This window comes from Streptomyces lienomycini (assembly GCF_027947595.1).
Classification (GTDB): domain Bacteria; phylum Actinomycetota; class Actinomycetes; order Streptomycetales; family Streptomycetaceae; genus Streptomyces; species Streptomyces lienomycini.
On sequence record NZ_CP116257.1, the window covers coordinates 47,460 to 62,969 of the forward strand.

A 15,510-nucleotide genomic window follows, 5' to 3' on the forward strand; every position below is an offset into this window, starting at 1 on the left:
GTGTGCCCACGGTCGGGATCGACGACCTCAAGGACGGCGACTTCCTGCTGGACGTCCGCGAGGACGACGAGTGGCAGGCGGGCCATGCCGCCGGGGCGCTGCACATTCCCCTCAGCGACTTCGTCGCCCGGTACGGTGAGCTGGCCGAGGCCGCGCCGCAGGACGGCCGTGTCCACGTGATGTGCCGCGTCGGCGGGCGCTCGGCCCAGGTCACCATGTACCTGGTCCAGCAGGGCGTCGACGCCGTGAACGTCGACGGCGGCATGCAGGAGTGGGCCGCGTCCGGCCGCCCCGTGGTGGACGAGAAGGGCGAGCCGGGACACGTTCTCTAGGCCGCCTCGCCGCCGTCCCCGATCCGCCGGGGGCTGTGCGGGCGGACGGTCCTGAGTACCGTTCCGGTTCGAACGCCGCCGAGCGGCCGCACGGGTGGCGCTCGTGCGCGCCGCGGCTGTGCGGGCGCAACGACGGACCGGGACCGGAACGGGGCGGAATGGACGCGTACGACACAGGCTCGCACGCCCGGCGGGGGCGCGACGGACGGGAGAGCCCGGTCGCGGCGGACGGCGGCGGCGAGACGGGGGCCGAGGAGACCGACGGGCCGGCCGAGCCCGCCGGGGCCGACGCGAGTGTAGGGACCGATGAGTCCGACGGGACCGGCGGGACCGGCGGGACCGACGAGTCCGGCGGGACTGATGAGCCCGACAGGCCTGACGGGACCGACGAGTCCGATGGCGCCCGTGAGTTCGTCGCGGCCGACAGTGCCGCGGACGGCCCCCCTGGCGCCGTCGCCGTCCCGGAGCCCCGTACCGGTGTCGCCGCGCTCTCCCCGCGCTACCAGGTCGGTGCCGTGGTCGCCCTCGCGGTGGTCGCGGTCGCCGTCTGCGCCCACATGGGCCTGGTGTTCCTGCACGTGGCCCCGTCCAACACGCTCACCAAGCAGCACGGCGCCGCGGTGGACGAGTGGGTCTTCCCGGAGTTCGAACAGAACTGGAAGCTCTTCGCGCCCAACCCGCTCCAGCAGAACGTCTCGGTCCAGGTCCGTGCGGAGGTGAGCACGGCGGACGGCGAGATACGGACGACCGGCTGGTACGACCTGTCCGCCGAGGACGGCCGGGCCATCCGGGGCAATCCGCTGCCGAGCCACACCCAGCAGAACGAACTGCGCCGGGCCTGGGACTTCTTCGTCGCCACGCACGACTCCGACAACCGCCCGGTGGGGCTGAGGGGTGCGCTCTCCGAGACGTACCTGCGGCGCATCGCGACCCTGCGCCTGGACCGGCACGAGGCCGCCGGGCCCGGCGGGGTCGTCGAGCGCGTCCAGTACCGCTCCCGGACCACCAACGTGAAGCCGCCCCCGTGGAGCGGTGAGCAGGTCTCCGACCGGCCGGCCTACCGGGAGCTTCCCTGGTGGCCCGTGCCCCCGGACGGCGAGGACGGGAACGGCGCCGAGGACGGGACCGAAGGGGGCGCCGCGTGAACGGCATGGTCCTCTCGGTCTCCCGCGGCATCGCCCGTGTGACCGGTGCCGCGCTCGGCCCGTACCAGACCGCGGTGGTCCGCATCGGCTTCGGCGCCACCTGGCTGCTGTTCCTGCTGCGCGAACTGCCCCACCGCGGCGAGCTGTACGGGCCCGACGGGCCCTGGGGACACGACCTCGCCGAGCAGCTGATCGCGGGCAACGGCGCCTTCACCGCGCTGATGTGGTCGGACGGACGGGCCTGGTTCGAGGCCGTGTACGCGCTCGCCCTCCTGAGCAGCCTGCTGCTCCTGCTGGGCTGGCGCACCCGGACCATGTCCGTGCTGTTCATGGTCGGGGTGCTCTCGCTGCAGAACCGCAGCGTCTTCATGGGGGACGGCGGGGACAACGTCCTGCACCTGATGAGCATCTACCTGGTGCTCACGCGGTGCGGCCGGGTGTGGTCGCTGGACGCGCGCAGGGAGCGGCGCGCGGTGGCGGCACGCGCGCGGGGCGAGAGGGTCGTGGACCGGGTCGGGCCGGTGCTGTGGTCCGTGTCCGGCTTCACGCTGCTCACCGTGACGCTGGCGGGCCGCCTGGACGGCGACTGGTTCGTCCCGGCGCTGCTGTGGGCGGTCTGGGTGTCGCTGGGGCTGTGGTGGGTCGTGGGGCGGGGCGCGGAGGGCGGCCAGCCGCGGATCCTGCTGGACGTGGTGACCAACGTCGTGCACAACGGCGCGCTGGTCGTGATCATGGCCGAGGCGTGTCTGATCTACGCGACCGCCGGCTGGTACAAGATCCAGGGATCGCGCTGGCAGGACGGCACGGCCGTCTACTACCCGCTGCAACTGGACTACTTCTCGCCGTGGCCCGCGCTCTCCGACGCGCTGGCCGCCGGCGGCACGATGGTCATGCTCATCACGTACGGAACGGTCGCCGTGCAGGTCGCCTTCCCGTTCACGCTGTTCAACCGGCGGGTCAAGAACGTGCTGCTGGCCGTGATGATGACCGAGCACGCGGTGATCGCCGTGACGCTCGGGCTGCCGTTCTTCTCGCTGGCGATGATCGCCGCCGACGCGGTCTTCCTGCCGACCTCGTTCCTGCGCCGCCTCGGCGACCGGGCGGCACGCGCGCGTGGCCGGCTTCCGGGCCGACGACGGCCGACCGGGGCGCCGACCGGGGACGGAGACGGGGACGGCCGTACGGCGGTGGTGCCCGGGCCCAGGACCAAAACCGGGCGGGGCGGCGCGGCCGGGGCGGACGCGGGGGACGGCCAGGGCCCCGGGCACGCGCGCGTAGGCTTCCGGCCATGACCGATCTCGACCTGCCGGTCGCCTGGCGCCGGTACGCCGAGCGGTGCGTGCTGCTGGACGGCTTCCACGCGCTCAAGCACGCGCTGCGCTTCGGCGCGGAGGTGCCGGTGGCCGTCACCAGCGACCGCGCGGGTGCCCTGGCGCTCGCCGACGAGCTGGCGCCCGACGTACGTGAGGCGCTGGAGGGCCTGCTGACCGGGGTGTCGCGGGAGGCGTACGCGTCGGTCGTCGCCCGGCCGCACCCCACCGCGGTGGCCGCCCTGGCCGTACGGCCCTCGCGGGAGGCCGGCCTGGAAGCGCTGGCGTGCCTGCCCCGCCGTGCCCCCGTGGTCGTCCTCGACCAGCCGCGCAACCTCGGCAACGCGGGGGCGGTGATCCGGCTGGCCGCCGGTTTCGGGGCGACCGGCGTGGTCACGACGGGGACGCTCGACCCCTGGCATCCCGCGGTGGTGCGGGGCGGGGCGGGGCTGCACTTCGCGACCGCCGTGGAGCGGCTGGAGGTCGGGGAACTGCCGCCGGGGCCGGTGTTCGCGCTGGATCCGGAGGGCGAGGACATCCGCGGGGTGCGACTCCCGGACGACGCGCTGCTGGCGTTCGGCTCCGAGCGCGGCGGGTTGTCGCGCGAGCTGCGCGCGCGGGCCGACCGGCTGGTGGCGCTGCCGATGCGCCCCCAGGTCTCCAGCTACAACCTCGCGACCAGTGTGGCCATGACGCTGTACCACTGGAGCGCCACCGGGGGCGCGGTCCGCACTCCCTAGGCCTGCCGGCGGACCTCCACCACCCGGAAGCGGTTGGCCACGAACGCGCCGTCGCACAGGGCGGCGTTGGCCGCCGGGTTGCCGCCGGAGCCGTGGAAGTCGGAGAAGGCGGCCGTCTGGTTGACGTACACCCCGCCGGTGAGGTTGAGGGAGAGCTGGGCGGCCTCCTCCAGGCACACCTCCTGGACGGCCTCCTCGACCTGCGGGTCGGTCGTGTACGCGCCCACCGTCATCGCGCCCTTCTCGCGGACGCTGCGGCGCAGCAGGTCCAGGGCGTGGGCGGCGGAGTCGACGGCGACGGCGAAGGAGACGGGGCCGAAGCACTCGCTGGTGTAGGCGGCCTCGTCGTCGGGCTTGGCGCCGTCCAGCCTGACGATCACCGGGGTGCGCACCACCGCGTCCGGGAAGTCCGGGTGGGTGATCTCGCGGGAGGCGAGGGCGACCTCACCGAGGCCGGCGGCTGCCTCCAGGCGGGCCTTGACGTCCGGGTTGACGATGGCGCCCAGCAGGGCGTTCGCGCGGGCGTCGTCGCCGAGGAGGCCGTCGACGGCGCGGGCCAGGTCGGCGGTCACCTCGTCGTAGGTCTTGTGGCCCTGGTCGGTGCCGATGCCCTCGCGGGGGATCAGCAGGTTCTGCGGGGTGGTGCACATCTGGCCGCTGTAGAGGGAGAGCGAGAAGGCCAGGTTGGCGAGCATGCCCTGGTAGTCGTCGGTCGACTCGACGATCACGGTGTTGACGCCGGCCTTCTCCGTGAAGACCTGGGCCTGGCGGGCGTTGGCCTCCAGCCAGTCGCCGAAGGCGGTGGACCCGGTGTAGTCGATGATCCGGATCTCGGGGCGGGTGGCGAGGGTCTTGGCGATGCCCTCGCCGGGGCGCTCGGCGGCCAGCGCGACCAGGTTCGGGTCGAAGCCCGCCTCGCTGAGGACGTCGCGGGCGACCTGGACGGTGAGCGCGAGCGGCAGCACCGCGCGGGGGTGGGGCTTGACGAGGACCGCGTTGCCGGTGGCGAGGGAGGCGAACAGGCCCGGGTAGCCGTTCCAGGTTGGGAAGGTGTTGCAGCCGACGACCAGGCCGATGCCCCGGGGGACCGGTGTGAACTGCTTGGTGAGCGCGAGCGGGTCGCGTTTGCCCTGCGGCTTGGTCCACTCCGCGGTGTCGGGCGTGCGGGACTGCTCCACGTACGCGTAGGCCACGGCCTCCATGCCGCGGTCCTGGGCGTGCGGGCCGCCCGCCTGGAAGGCCATCATGAAGGCCTGGCCGGAGGTGTGCATGACCGCCTGCGCGAACTCCATCGTCCGGTCCGCGATCCGCCGCAGGATCTCCAGGCAGACCATCGCCCGCAGCTCCGCGCCCGCGTCCCGCCACGCCCTCTGGCCGGTCCTCATGGCGGGCAGTAGCACGTCGAGGTCCGCGTGCGGATACTCCACGCCCAGCTCCACGCCGTACGGGGAGACCTCGCCGCCGACCCAGCCGTCGGTGCCGGGCTGGCCGAGGTCGAGGCGGGTGCCGTGCAGGGCGTCGAAGGCGGCCTTGCCCGCCGCCATGTCCAGGCTGCCGTTCTCCCCGTAGGCCTTGGGGTGCTCGGGGTGGGGGGACCAGTACGCGCGCGTGCGGATCGTCTCCAGCGCCAGGTCCAGGGTCGGCCGGTGCTGGGCGATCAGCTGGTGTGCGGTGAGTTCGGCGGCCATGCGGGACCAACTCCTCGTCGTCGAGTGCGTGGACCTGGGGGAAATCTGGGCAGGAAGGTCAAAAGGTGTGGCGCGCAGCGCCTCGGGCAGGGTGGTGGTGGGCGACGGGTGGGCGGACACGGCTAGAGTAACCGAACGATCGGTCGGGACAAGGGGGACCGCCGCATCTGTGGAAAACCCCGTGCGGGAGGATCGCGCACATGACAGCACTCGACCTCAGCAGCCCCGTGGCCGTCGTCGGCACCGGCACCATGGGCCAGGGCATCGCCCAGGTGGCGCTGGTCGCGGGCCATCCCGTGCGGCTGTACGACGCCGCCCCCGGACGGGCCCGGGAAGCGGCCGACGCGATCGGCGCCCGGCTCGACCGGCTCGTCGAGAAGAAACGCCTCACCGGTACCGAACGGGACGCCGCCCGCTCCCGGCTGACGTCCGCCGACACCCTCGCCGGCCTCGCGGGTTGCGCGCTGGTGGTCGAGGCGGTCGTGGAGCGGCTGGACGTCAAGCAGGAGCTGTTCCGCGCTTTGGAGGACGTCGTCGGCGACGCCTGCCTGCTCGCCACCAACACCTCCTCCCTGTCCGTCACCGCCGTCGGTGGCGCGCTGCGCGTCCCCGGCCGCTTCGTCGGCCTGCACTTCTTCAACCCCGCGCCGCTGCTCCCGCTGGTGGAGGTGGTCTCCGGGGCCGCGACCGACCCCGCGTCGGCCACGCGCGCGTACGAGACGGCCCGCGCCTGGGGCAAGACCCCGGTCGCCTGCGCCGACACCCCCGGCTTCATCGTCAACCGCGTCGCCCGGCCCTTCTACGCCGAGGCCTTCGCCGTCCACGAGGAGCGGGGTGCCGACCCGGCCACCATCGACGCCGTGCTGCGGGAGTCCGGCGGCTTCAGGATGGGCGCCTTCGAGCTGACCGACCTCATCGGGCAGGACGTCAACGAGTCCGTCACGCACTCCGTGTGGCGGTCGTTCTTCCACGACGTGCGGTTCGCGCCGTCCCTCGCCCAGCGCCGCCTGGTCGAGTCCGGCCGGCTCGGCCGCAAGAGCGGACAGGGCTGGTACGACTACCGGGATGGCGCCGAGCGCCCGGCGCCGCACACCGCCGGACCGGCCGAGGCGCCCGCGTACGTCGTCGTCGAGGGCGGCCTGGGCCCGGCCGCCGAGCTGGTCGCGCTGATCCGTGAGGCGGGCATCGAGGTCGGCGAGGAGGAGGGAGGCACCGACGGGTCGCTCGTGCTGCCCGGCGGCGGACGGCTCCGCCTCACCGACGGGCGGACCTCGGTCGAGCTGGGCGGTGTCGTCCACTTCGACCTCGCCCTCGACTACCGGCGGGCCACCCGGATCGCCCTCGCCCCGGCCGCGACCACCCCGCCCCACGCCCTCGCCGAGGCCACCGGCCTCTTCCAGGCGCTCGGCAAGGAGGTCAGCGTCGTCGGCGACGTGCCCGGCATGATCGTGGCGCGCACGGTCGCGCGGATCGTCGACCTTGCCTTCGACGCGGTCGACCGGGGCGTGGCCTCCGCGGCGGACGTCGACACGGCCATGCGCCTCGGTGTGAACTACCCGCTCGGGCCCGTCGAGTGGGGCCGCGGGCTGGGACTCCGGTGGGTGTACGAGCTCCTCGCCGACCTGCGGGACCTCGACCCCTCCGGCCGCCACGCCCCGTCCCTCGCGCTCCACCGCCACACGCAGGCCGCCGAGGCACAGGAGGACACCCCCTCATGACCACCGCCAAGCGCGACACGTACACGCCCGAGACGCTGCTGTCGGTCGCCGTGCAGGTCTTCATCGAGCGCGGCTACGACGGCACCTCCATGGAGCATCTGTCCAAGGCGGCGGGGATCTCCAAGTCGTCGATATACCACCACGTCAGTGGCAAGGAGGAGCTGCTGCGCCGGGCCGTGAGCCGGGCCCTGGACGAACTGTTCGGGATCCTCGACGAGGAGCACGCGCGCGAGGGGTCCGCCGCCGAGCGCCTGGAGTACGTCGTGCGGCGCATGGTCGAGGTGCTCATGGCGGAGCTGCCCTATGTGACGCTGCTGCTGCGGGTGCGCGGCAACACCGGCACCGAGCGGTGGGCGCTGGAGCGGCGGCGCGCGTTCGACCACCGGGTCGCCGCCCTGCTCAAGGACGCGGCCGCCGAGGGGGACGTGCGCGCGGACGTGGAGGTGCGGCTCGCGACGCGCCTGGTCTTCGGCATGATCAACTCGATCGTCGAGTGGTACCGGCCCGAGGGCCCCGACGGCCGGAGCGGCGCGGGCGGCGCGGGCGAGCGCGAGGTGGTCGACGCGGTGGCGCGGCTGGTGTTCGGCGGGCTGCGCAAGGCGTCCTGAGCGGCACCGGAGGAGTGGGGCGGTCAGCCCTGCGGTTCGAGGTCCTCGGTCTCGAAGACCAGCAGCGTGCGGGTGCTGAGCACCTCCGGGATGGCCTGGAGGCGGCTGAGCACCAGCTCGCGCAGGGCCCGGTTGTCCGGGGTGTGCACCAGCAGCAGCACGTCGAAGTCGCCGCCCACCAGGGCGATGTGCGACGCCCCGGGCAGCTTCCGCAGCTCGGCCCGGACCGTGCGCCAGGAGTTCTGGACGATCTTCAGGGTGATGTACGCCGACGTGCCGTGTCCCGCGCGCTCGTGGTCGACGCGGGCGCCGAAACCGCGGATGACGCCGTCCTCGACGAGCCGGTTGATGCGTGCGTAGGCGTTCGCGCGCGAGACGTGCACCCGCTCCGCGACCGACCTTATGGAGGCGCGGCCGTCCGCCTGGAGCATGCGCAGGATGTCCTGGTCGATGGCGTCCAGCGGGCGCGGCGGCGGGGGCCCGGCCTCGTCCGGGCCCGCGGCCCCTCGGGGCGATCGGCCATTTGTTCAGACGCCACGTGCCCCCGCCTTCCCCTGATGGACGTACTGCGTCCATCTCAGGCTGTGGAGAACCGTTTGTCCACAGCCTGGGGCCGCGTGTAGCCAAAATGTGCCGACGACCGAACAATCGGTAGGTGAGGCCCGTCACACCCGTGGCGAGCCCAGAGCCGTCTCCCACGAGGAGGTGCCGTCATGACGGTCATGGAGCAGCGGGGCGCGTACCGGCCCACACCGCCGCCCGCCTGGCAGCCCCGTACCGACCCCGCGCCGCTGCTGCCCGACCCGGAGCCGTACCGCGTCCTCGGCACGAAGGCCGCGGACCGCGTCGACGCCGGGCTGCTGCGCACGCTGTACGCCCGGCTGGTGCGCGGCCGGCGCTACAACGCGCAGGCCACGGCGCTGACCAAGCAGGGCCGGTTGGCCGTCTACCCCTCCAGCACCGGCCAGGAGGCGTGCGAGATCGCCGCCGCGCTGGCCCTGGAGGAGCGCGACTGGCTCTTCCCCAGCTACCGCGACACCCTCGCGGTCGTCTCCCGCGGTGTCGACCCCGTCGAGGCCCTCACCCTGCTGCGCGGCGACCGGCACACCGGCTACGACCCCTACGAGCACCGGGTCGCGCCCCTGTCCACGCCGCTCGCCACCCAGCTGCCGCACGCCGTGGGTCTCGCCCACGCCGCCCGCCTCAAGGGCGACGACGTGGTCGCGCTGGCCATGGTCGGCGACGGCGGCACCAGCGAGGGCGACTTCCACGAGGCGCTGAACTTCGCCGCCGTCTGGCGGGCCCCGGTCGTCTTCCTGGTCCAGAACAACGGCTTCGCGATCTCCGTCCCCCTCGACAAGCAGACCGCCGCCCCGTCGCTGGCCCACAAGGCCGTCGGCTACGGGATGCCCGGCCGCCTGGTCGACGGCAACGACGCCGCCGCGGTGCACGAGGTCCTGTCCGACGCCGTACGCCACGCGCGCGCGGGTGGCGGTCCCACACTGGTGGAGGCGGTGACGTACCGCGTCGACGCGCACACCAACGCCGACGACGCCACGCGCTACCGGGGCGACGCCGAGGTGGAGACCTGGCGCCGGCACGACCCGGTCGAGCTGCTGGAGCGGGAGCTGACCGAGCGCGGCCTGCTCGACGAGGACGCCGTACGTGCCGCCCGCGAGGACGCCGAGGCCATGGCCGCCGACCTGCGCGCCCGCATGAACGAGGACCCGGACCTCGACCCGCTGGAGCTGTTCGACCACGTCTACGCCGAGCCCACGCCACAGCTGCGCGAGCAGCGGGAACGGCTGTGCGCGGAGCTGGAGGCCGAGGCCGAGGCGGGGGACCAGCCCGCCGGGACGCGGGACGGGGGACACCGATGACGACCGTCGCCGTCAAGCCGGCCACCATGGCGCAGGCCCTCACGCGCGCGCTGCGCGACGCCATGGCCGCCGACCCGGGCGTGCACGTCCTGGGCGAGGACGTGGGTACGCTCGGCGGCGTCTTCCGGGTCACCGACGGGCTCGCCGCGGAGTTCGGCGAGGATCGCTGCACGGACACCCCGCTCGCCGAGGCCGGGATCCTCGGCACGGCGGTGGGCATGGCGATGTACGGGCTGCGCCCGGTCGTCGAGATGCAGTTCGACGCCTTCGCCTACCCGGCGTTCGAGCAGGTCGTCAGCCATGTCACCAAGATGCGCAACCGCACGCGCGGGAAGATGCCCCTGCCGCTGACCATCCGCATCCCCTACGGCGGCGGCATCGGCGGCGTCGAGCACCACAGCGACTCGTCCGAGGCGTACTACATGGCGACTCCGGGGCTCCACGTCGTCACGCCCGCCACGGTCGCCGACGCCTACGGGCTGCTGCGCGCGTCCATCGCCTCCGACGATCCGGTGGTCTTCCTCGAACCCAAGCGGCTGTACTGGTCGAAGGACACCTGGAACCCGCAGGACCCGGCACCCGTTGAGCCGGTAGGCCGCGCGGTGGTGCGGCGCTCCGGCCGGAGCGCCACACTCATCACGTACGGGCCGTCGCTGGCCGTCTGCATGGAGGCGGCCGAGGCGGCCCGGGCCGAGGGCTGGGACCTCGAAGTCGTCGATCTGCGCTCCCTGGTGCCGTTCGACGACGAGACGGTGTGCGCCTCGGTGCGGCGGACGGGACGCGCGGTCGTCGTCCACGAGTCGGGTTCCTTCGGGGGCCCGGGCGGGGAGATCGCGGCCCGGGTCACGGAGCGCTGCTTCCACCGTCTGGAGGCGCCGGTGCTGCGTGTGGCCGGGTTCGACATCCCGTATCCGCCGCCCATGCTGGAGCGTCACCACCTGCCCGGTGTGGACCGCATCCTGGACGCCGTGGGGCGCCTGCAGTGGGAGGCCGAAAGCTGATGGCACACGCTTCTGACGGTCGCGGCCTGGAGTTCAGGCTCCCCGACCTCGGTGAGGGGCTCACCGAGGCGGAGATCGTGCGCTGGCTGGTCGAGGTCGGCGACGTGGTCGCCGTCGACCAGCCCGTCGTCGAGGTCGAGACGGCCAAGGCGATGGTCGAGGTGCCCTGCCCCTACGGAGGCGTGGTCACCGCCCGCTTCGGCGAGGAGGGCACGGAACTGCCCGTCGGGGCGCCGCTGGTGACCGTGGCCGTGGGCGAGGACGGGGCGGACACCGGCGCCGGTCCGGCGCGGGACGCCGGGGCGGCCGGGGCGGCCGGGGCGCCGCCCGCCGGGTCGCCGGCCGAGGCGCCCGCCGCGGGGACGACGGCGGAGACGCCCGCCGCGGGGATGACGGCGGAGGCGCCCGCCGCGGGGACGACGGCGGAGGGCTCCGGCAACGTCCTGGTCGGCTACGGCACCTCCGAGGCCCCCGCGCGTCGGCGCAGGGTGCGGCCGCCGGACCGGCGGACGGCCACCGGCACGGCCGGGTCCGCCAACGGCCGGGTCCGTACCGCCGAGCCGCCGGACGGTCCGGTCCCCGTCATCTCCCCGCTGGTGCGCAGGCTGGCCCGGCACAACGACCTGGACCTGCGCGAACTGACCGGCTCGGGCCCGGACGGGCTGATCCTGCGGGCGGACGTGGAGTACGCGCTGCGGGCCGCCGCCGCGCAGGGCGGCCGCACGGCCGATCAGCAGCCTTCGACGGGCCGGGTACCGGCCGCCCCCTCCGCAGCCGCGCCCTCCGACGGCGTCCGCGTCCCCCTCAAGGGCGTCCGGGGCGCCGTCGCCGACAAGCTCTCCCGCAGCCGGCGCGAGATCCCGGACGCGACCTGCTGGGTGGACGCCGACGCGACCGAGCTGATGCGGGCGCGGGCCGCGATGAACGCTTCCGGCGGCCCGAAGATCTCCCTCGTCGCCCTGCTGGCCCGGATCTGCACGGCCGCCCTCGCCCGGTTCCCGGAGCTGAACTCCACGGTCGACACGGAGGCCCGGGAGATCGTCCGGCTCGAACAGGTCCACCTCGGCTTCGCCGCCCAGACGGACCGGGGGCTGGTCGTGCCGGTCGTCCGGGACGCGCACGCGCGGAACGCCGAGGGGCTCACCGCGGAGTTCGCCCGGCTGACCGAGGCGGCCCGCGCAGGCCGGCTGACGCCCGGTGAACTGACCGGCGGCACCTTCACGCTGAACAACTACGGCGTGTTCGGCGTCGACGGCTCCACGCCGATCATCAACCACCCCGAGGCGGCCATGCTCGGCGTCGGCCGCATCGTTCCCAAGCCGTGGGTGCACGAGGGCGAGTTGGCGGTGCGTCAGGTCGTGCAGCTCTCGCTCACCTTCGACCACCGGGTGTGCGACGGCGGGGTGGCGGGCGGTTTCCTGCGGTACGTGGCGGACTGCGTGGAACAGCCCGCGGTGCTGCTGCGGACCCTGTGACCGGGGTGACGGCGCCCACGAGGTGACGGTGCGTCCGCGCACACGCCGATCGCGCGGGCTCCCCCGCGTTCCCTGTGATCGCGCAGGGCCCCATACTCAGGGGGTGACCGCGTACGAGCCTCCCGGCGACCCAAACGCCGGCCCCGGCCCCGCGCCGGGTTCCGGACCCGCCGGGTACGACGCCGTCGTGCTCGCCGGCGGGGCCGCCCGGCGGCTCGGGGGCGCGGACAAACCCGGGCTGCGGGTGGGCGGGCGCGCGCTGCTCGACCGGGTGCTCGCCGCCTGCGCCGGAGCCGGGACCACCGTCGTCGTCGCCGATCCGCGGCCCACCGAGCGCCCGGTGACCTGGGCGCGCGAGGACCCGCCCGGCGGGGGGCCGCTGGCCGCCCTCGCCGCCGGACTCGTGCACACCACGGCGGAGCACGTCGTGGTGGTCTCCGCCGACCTGCCCTTCCTCGCCGGGCCGACCGTCGGGCGGCTGCTGTCGGCCCTCGTCGGGGGCGGGGCCGACGGAGCGCTGCTCACCGACGCCGACGGCCGGGACCAGCCCCTCGTCGCCGCCTATCGCGCGCCCGCGCTGCGCCGCGAACTGGCCGCGCTCACCCCGGACCGTGGAGACCGGACGGACCGCACCGACCCGGCCGGCCGACCGAGCCTCGCCGGGCTGCCGTTGCGCCGCCTGACCGGCGCCCTCCGCCTCACTCGCGTCCCCGACGCCGTCGCCTCCTTCGACTGCGACACCTGGGACGACATCGCCACCGCAAGGGCACGCATCAGGGAGCATGGTCACGTGTTGGATGAATGGATCTCCGCAGCCAAGGACGAGTTGGGCATCGACCTGGACGTCGACACCGGCGTCCTGCTCGATCTCGCGCGCGACGCCGCCCACGGGGTGGCCAGACCGGCGGCCCCGCTGACCACCTTCCTCGTCGGCTACGCGGCCGGGCGGGCCGGGGGAGGCCCCGAGGCGGTCGCCGAGACCGCCCGCAAGGCCGCCGCCCTCGCCCTGCGCTGGGCACAGGAAGCGGCCGACGCCGCAGCCGCCCCCGCGAAGGGCGAGCCCGACGCGGCCCCCGACGCCACTCCCGACACCCGCCCGGACGCGTGATGACCTCCCCCGGCACGCGAGCCGACGGGGAAGCGGACGACCTCGACGTCGAGGAGGCGCTCGCCCTCGTGCGGAAGAATCCCGGCACCCCCCGCGGCGAGTCCGGCCACGCCGGGGCGCCCACCCCCGGCACGCCCCAGGGGCACCACGGGACCCACGGCACTCCGCACCACCCGGGGGACTCCCACCATCGCGCGACCGCCTGGCCCGAGGCCCGGGCGGCCGCCGAGCGCGCCGCCCGCGCCGCCGCCCGTGCCGCCCGCCGCGCGCCGTTCTCCGTGCCGCTGGACGCGGCCCTGGGACTCACCCTGGCCGCGCCGCTGGCCGCCCTCACCGACCTGCCGTCCTTCGACACCTCCGCGATGGACGGCTGGGCCGTCGCCGGTCCGGGCCCCTGGTCGGTGCGCGACGAGGGCGTCCTCGCCGGACACACGGAACCCGCGCCCCTCACCGACGGCGAGGCCGTCCGTATCGCCACCGGCGCGCGCGTCCCCCCGGGCACCACCGTCGTCCTGCGCACCGAGCACGGCCGCACCGGCGAACGCGGCCGCCTGCACGCCACCCACGAGGTCGTCCACGGCCAGGACATCCGCCCGCGCGGTCAGGAGTGCCGCCGCGGCGACCAGTTGCTGCCCGTCGGGACCCTCGCGACCCCGGCCGTGATCGGTCTCGCGGCGGCGGCCGGGTACGACACGCTCACCGCGGTCCCCCGGCCCCGCGTCGACGTCCTCGTCCTCGGCGACGAACTGCTCACCGAGGGACTCCCGCACGACGGCCTCATCCGGGACGCCCTCGGCCCGATGCTGCCGCCCTGGCTGCGGGCCCTGGGCGCCGACGTCCGCACCGTCCGCCGGATCGGCGACGACGCCAAGGCGCTGCGCCGTGCCGTCACGACGTCCGACGCCGACCTGATCGTCACGACGGGCGGCACCGCCGCGGGCCCCGTCGACCACGTGCATCCGATCCTGGACCGGATCGGCGCCGAACTCCTCGTGGACGGCGTCAGGGCACGCCCCGGCCACCCCATGCTGCTGGCCCGCCTCAAGGGCGACCAGCACCTCGTCGGGCTGCCCGGCAACCCCCTCGCCGCCGTCTCCGGACTGCTCACCCTCGCCGAGCCGCTGCTGCGCATCCTCGCCGCCCGCCCGGCGCCCGAGCCGTACACGCTGCCGCTGCGGGACGCCGTGCAGGGGCACCCGTACGACACCCGTCTCGTGCCCGTCGTACTGCGCGGCGAGGGCGTGGTCCCGCTGCGCTACAACGGTCCGGCCATGCTCCGCGGTATCGCGGCCGCCGACGCGCTGGCCGTCGTGCCCCCGGGCGGTGCGCGGTCGGGACAGGAGGCCGAGCTGCTCGACCTGCCCTGGGCCACCGGCGGAATCGGAGTGTGTTTCACGTGAAACTTCCGGGCCAGGACGCGATCGCCCGCCAGGCGGACGAGCACCTCGTGACCCACCGGGTGAAGCTCCCGAGGAAGCTGGTGGAACACCCGTTCCGCCAGGTGGCCAAGCGGCTGTCCATCGCACTGGTGGTCCTCGTGGTGACGGCGGTCGTCGTGTTCGTCGACCGCGACGGCTACACCGACAACTCCGATGGTTCCGTCGACCTTTTCGACGCCTTCTACTACGCCACCGTCACCCTCTCCACCACGGGCTACGGCGACATCACGCCCGTCAGCGACTCCGCACGGCTGACCAACATCTTCGTCATCACGCCCCTGCGCGTGCTGTTCCTGATCATCCTGGTCGGCACCACGCTGGAAGCCCTCACCGAGCGCACTCGGGAGGAGTGGCGCCTGAACCGCTGGAGGTCCGCCTTGCGCGATCACACCGTCGTCGTCGGCTTCGGAACCAAGGGGCGGTCGGCGATCCAGACCGTGTGCGCGACCGGGCTGCGCAAGGAGCAGGTGGTCGTGGTCGACCCCAGCGGAAAGGCCATCGAGGCCGCGACGGCCCACGGCTACGCGGGTGTGGTCGGTGACGCGACGCGCAGCGACGTGCTCAACCGCGCCGAGGCGTTCAGGGCGAAGCAGATCATCATCGCCACCCAGCGCGACGACACGGCCGTGCTGGTCACGCTGACGGCCCGGCAGCTCAACCGCGGCGCGAAGATCGTGGTCGCGGTCCGCGAGGAGGAGAACGCGCCGCTGCTGAAGCAGTCCGGGGCCGACGCCGTGATCACCAGTGCCAGCGCAGCGGGCAGGCTGCTCGGGCTCTCCGTGCTCAGCCCCGCCGCCGGCATGGTGATGGAGGACCTCATCAGCCAGGGCAGCGGGCTCGACCTCGTCGAGCGGCCCGTCATAAAGGCCGAGGTGGGCAAGAACCCGCGTCAGATGGACGACCTGGTGGTCAGCGTGGTGCGCGGACACCGGGTCCTCGGTTACGACGACCCGGCCGTCGGCGGGCTGGAGTTGACGGACCGTCTGATCACGATCGTACGGGCGACGCCCGCCACTCACGTGACGCCCGACACCCGCCCGCTCCCCCGCGACTGAGGCAGGTCCGC

14 protein-coding genes are annotated in these 15,510 nt (G+C 74.3%); 12 read left to right on the forward strand and 2 right to left on the reverse strand.

What is annotated here, in order from left to right:
• The first annotated feature begins 2 nt into the window (after positions 1 to 2).
• From BJ961_RS00210 to BJ961_RS00225, 4 genes are all read left to right on the forward strand, one after another.
• Entirely contained in the window at positions 3 to 332 is a 330-nt protein-coding gene (locus BJ961_RS00210; RefSeq protein WP_271416925.1) for a rhodanese-like domain-containing protein, read from the forward strand.
• Positions 333 to 490: 158 nt separating this feature from the next.
• Entirely contained in the window at positions 491 to 1,477 is a 987-nt protein-coding gene (locus tag BJ961_RS00215; protein WP_271319308.1) for a DUF5819 family protein, read from the forward strand.
• Complete coding sequence (locus tag BJ961_RS00220; RefSeq protein ID WP_271319309.1) at positions 1,474 to 2,769, forward strand: HTTM domain-containing protein; 1,296 nt, start codon at positions 1,474 to 1,476, stop codon at positions 2,767 to 2,769. The genes BJ961_RS00215 and BJ961_RS00220 overlap by 4 nt, the downstream gene beginning before the upstream one ends.
• Complete coding sequence (locus BJ961_RS00225) at positions 2,766 to 3,527, forward strand: TrmH family RNA methyltransferase (protein ID WP_271319310.1); 762 nt, start codon at positions 2,766 to 2,768, stop codon at positions 3,525 to 3,527. Before BJ961_RS00220 ends, BJ961_RS00225 begins: the two co-directional genes overlap by 4 nt.
• On the opposite strand, the gene paaN is transcribed toward BJ961_RS00225, so the two are convergent.
• Entirely contained in the window at positions 3,524 to 5,215 is a 1,692-nt protein-coding gene (paaN, locus tag BJ961_RS00230; protein ID WP_271319311.1) for a phenylacetic acid degradation protein PaaN, read from the reverse strand. The genes BJ961_RS00225 and paaN overlap by 4 nt on opposite strands.
• A gap of 200 nt (positions 5,216 to 5,415) precedes the next feature.
• On the opposite strand from paaN, the gene BJ961_RS00235 reads away from it, so the two are divergent.
• Positions 5,416 to 6,933, forward strand: coding sequence for a 3-hydroxyacyl-CoA dehydrogenase (locus tag BJ961_RS00235; RefSeq protein WP_271319312.1), 1,518 nt, complete (start codon positions 5,416 to 5,418; stop codon positions 6,931 to 6,933).
• Positions 6,930 to 7,541, forward strand: coding sequence for a TetR/AcrR family transcriptional regulator (locus BJ961_RS00240; protein ID WP_271319313.1), 612 nt, complete (start codon positions 6,930 to 6,932; stop codon positions 7,539 to 7,541). The genes BJ961_RS00235 and BJ961_RS00240 overlap by 4 nt, the downstream gene beginning before the upstream one ends.
• Before the next feature lie 23 nt (positions 7,542 to 7,564).
• Here BJ961_RS00240 and BJ961_RS00245 read toward each other — a convergent pair whose 3' ends face one another.
• Positions 7,565 to 8,002 (reverse strand): Lrp/AsnC family transcriptional regulator, encoded by a 438-nt coding sequence (locus tag BJ961_RS00245; RefSeq protein ID WP_333782099.1) that lies wholly within the window; start codon positions 8,000 to 8,002, stop codon positions 7,565 to 7,567.
• 252 nt (positions 8,003 to 8,254) lie between these two features.
• On the opposite strand from BJ961_RS00245, the gene pdhA reads away from it, so the two are divergent.
• From pdhA to BJ961_RS00275, 6 genes are all read left to right on the forward strand, one after another.
• Entirely contained in the window at positions 8,255 to 9,421 is a 1,167-nt protein-coding gene (gene pdhA, locus BJ961_RS00250) for a pyruvate dehydrogenase (acetyl-transferring) E1 component subunit alpha (protein ID WP_271319315.1), read from the forward strand.
• The gene (locus BJ961_RS00255; RefSeq protein ID WP_271319316.1) at positions 9,418 to 10,422 is read left to right on the forward strand and encodes an alpha-ketoacid dehydrogenase subunit beta; all 1,005 of its coding nucleotides are present in this window, start codon (positions 9,418 to 9,420) and stop codon (positions 10,420 to 10,422) included. Before pdhA ends, BJ961_RS00255 begins: the two co-directional genes overlap by 4 nt.
• Positions 10,422 to 11,897, forward strand: coding sequence for a dihydrolipoamide acetyltransferase family protein (locus tag BJ961_RS00260; protein WP_271319317.1), 1,476 nt, complete (start codon positions 10,422 to 10,424; stop codon positions 11,895 to 11,897). Before BJ961_RS00255 ends, BJ961_RS00260 begins: the two co-directional genes overlap by 1 nt.
• A 103-nt stretch (positions 11,898 to 12,000) precedes the next feature.
• The gene (locus BJ961_RS00265) at positions 12,001 to 13,005 is read left to right on the forward strand and encodes an NTP transferase domain-containing protein (RefSeq protein WP_271319318.1); all 1,005 of its coding nucleotides are present in this window, start codon (positions 12,001 to 12,003) and stop codon (positions 13,003 to 13,005) included.
• Complete coding sequence (locus BJ961_RS00270) at positions 13,005 to 14,405, forward strand: molybdopterin molybdotransferase MoeA (protein WP_271319319.1); 1,401 nt, start codon at positions 13,005 to 13,007, stop codon at positions 14,403 to 14,405. The genes BJ961_RS00265 and BJ961_RS00270 overlap by 1 nt, the downstream gene beginning before the upstream one ends.
• Positions 14,402 to 15,499: a potassium channel family protein gene (locus BJ961_RS00275; protein WP_271319320.1), complete on the forward strand. Its 1,098-nt coding sequence runs from the start codon at positions 14,402 to 14,404 to the stop codon at positions 15,497 to 15,499. Before BJ961_RS00270 ends, BJ961_RS00275 begins: the two co-directional genes overlap by 4 nt.
• The last annotated feature ends 11 nt before the right edge of the window (positions 15,500 to 15,510 follow it).

Bases quoted from the DNA above. Each gene is read 5' to 3' on its own strand.
- BJ961_RS00215 (WP_271319308.1), top strand. From the start codon at position 491: ATGGACGCGTACGACACAGGCTCGCACGCCCGGCGGGGGCGCGACGGA.
- BJ961_RS00225 (WP_271319310.1), top strand. From the start codon at position 2,766: ATGACCGATCTCGACCTGCCGGTCGCCTGGCGCCGGTACGCCGAGCGG.
- paaN (WP_271319311.1), bottom strand. From the start codon at position 5,215: ATGGCCGCCGAACTCACCGCACACCAGCTGATCGCCCAGCACCGGCCG.
- BJ961_RS00235 (WP_271319312.1), top strand. From the start codon at position 5,416: ATGACAGCACTCGACCTCAGCAGCCCCGTGGCCGTCGTCGGCACCGGC.
- BJ961_RS00240 (WP_271319313.1), top strand. From the start codon at position 6,930: ATGACCACCGCCAAGCGCGACACGTACACGCCCGAGACGCTGCTGTCG.
- pdhA (WP_271319315.1), top strand. From the start codon at position 8,255: ATGACGGTCATGGAGCAGCGGGGCGCGTACCGGCCCACACCGCCGCCC.
- BJ961_RS00255 (WP_271319316.1), top strand. From the start codon at position 9,418: ATGACGACCGTCGCCGTCAAGCCGGCCACCATGGCGCAGGCCCTCACG.
- BJ961_RS00260 (WP_271319317.1), top strand. From the start codon at position 10,422: ATGGCACACGCTTCTGACGGTCGCGGCCTGGAGTTCAGGCTCCCCGAC.
- BJ961_RS00270 (WP_271319319.1), top strand. From the start codon at position 13,005: ATGACCTCCCCCGGCACGCGAGCCGACGGGGAAGCGGACGACCTCGAC.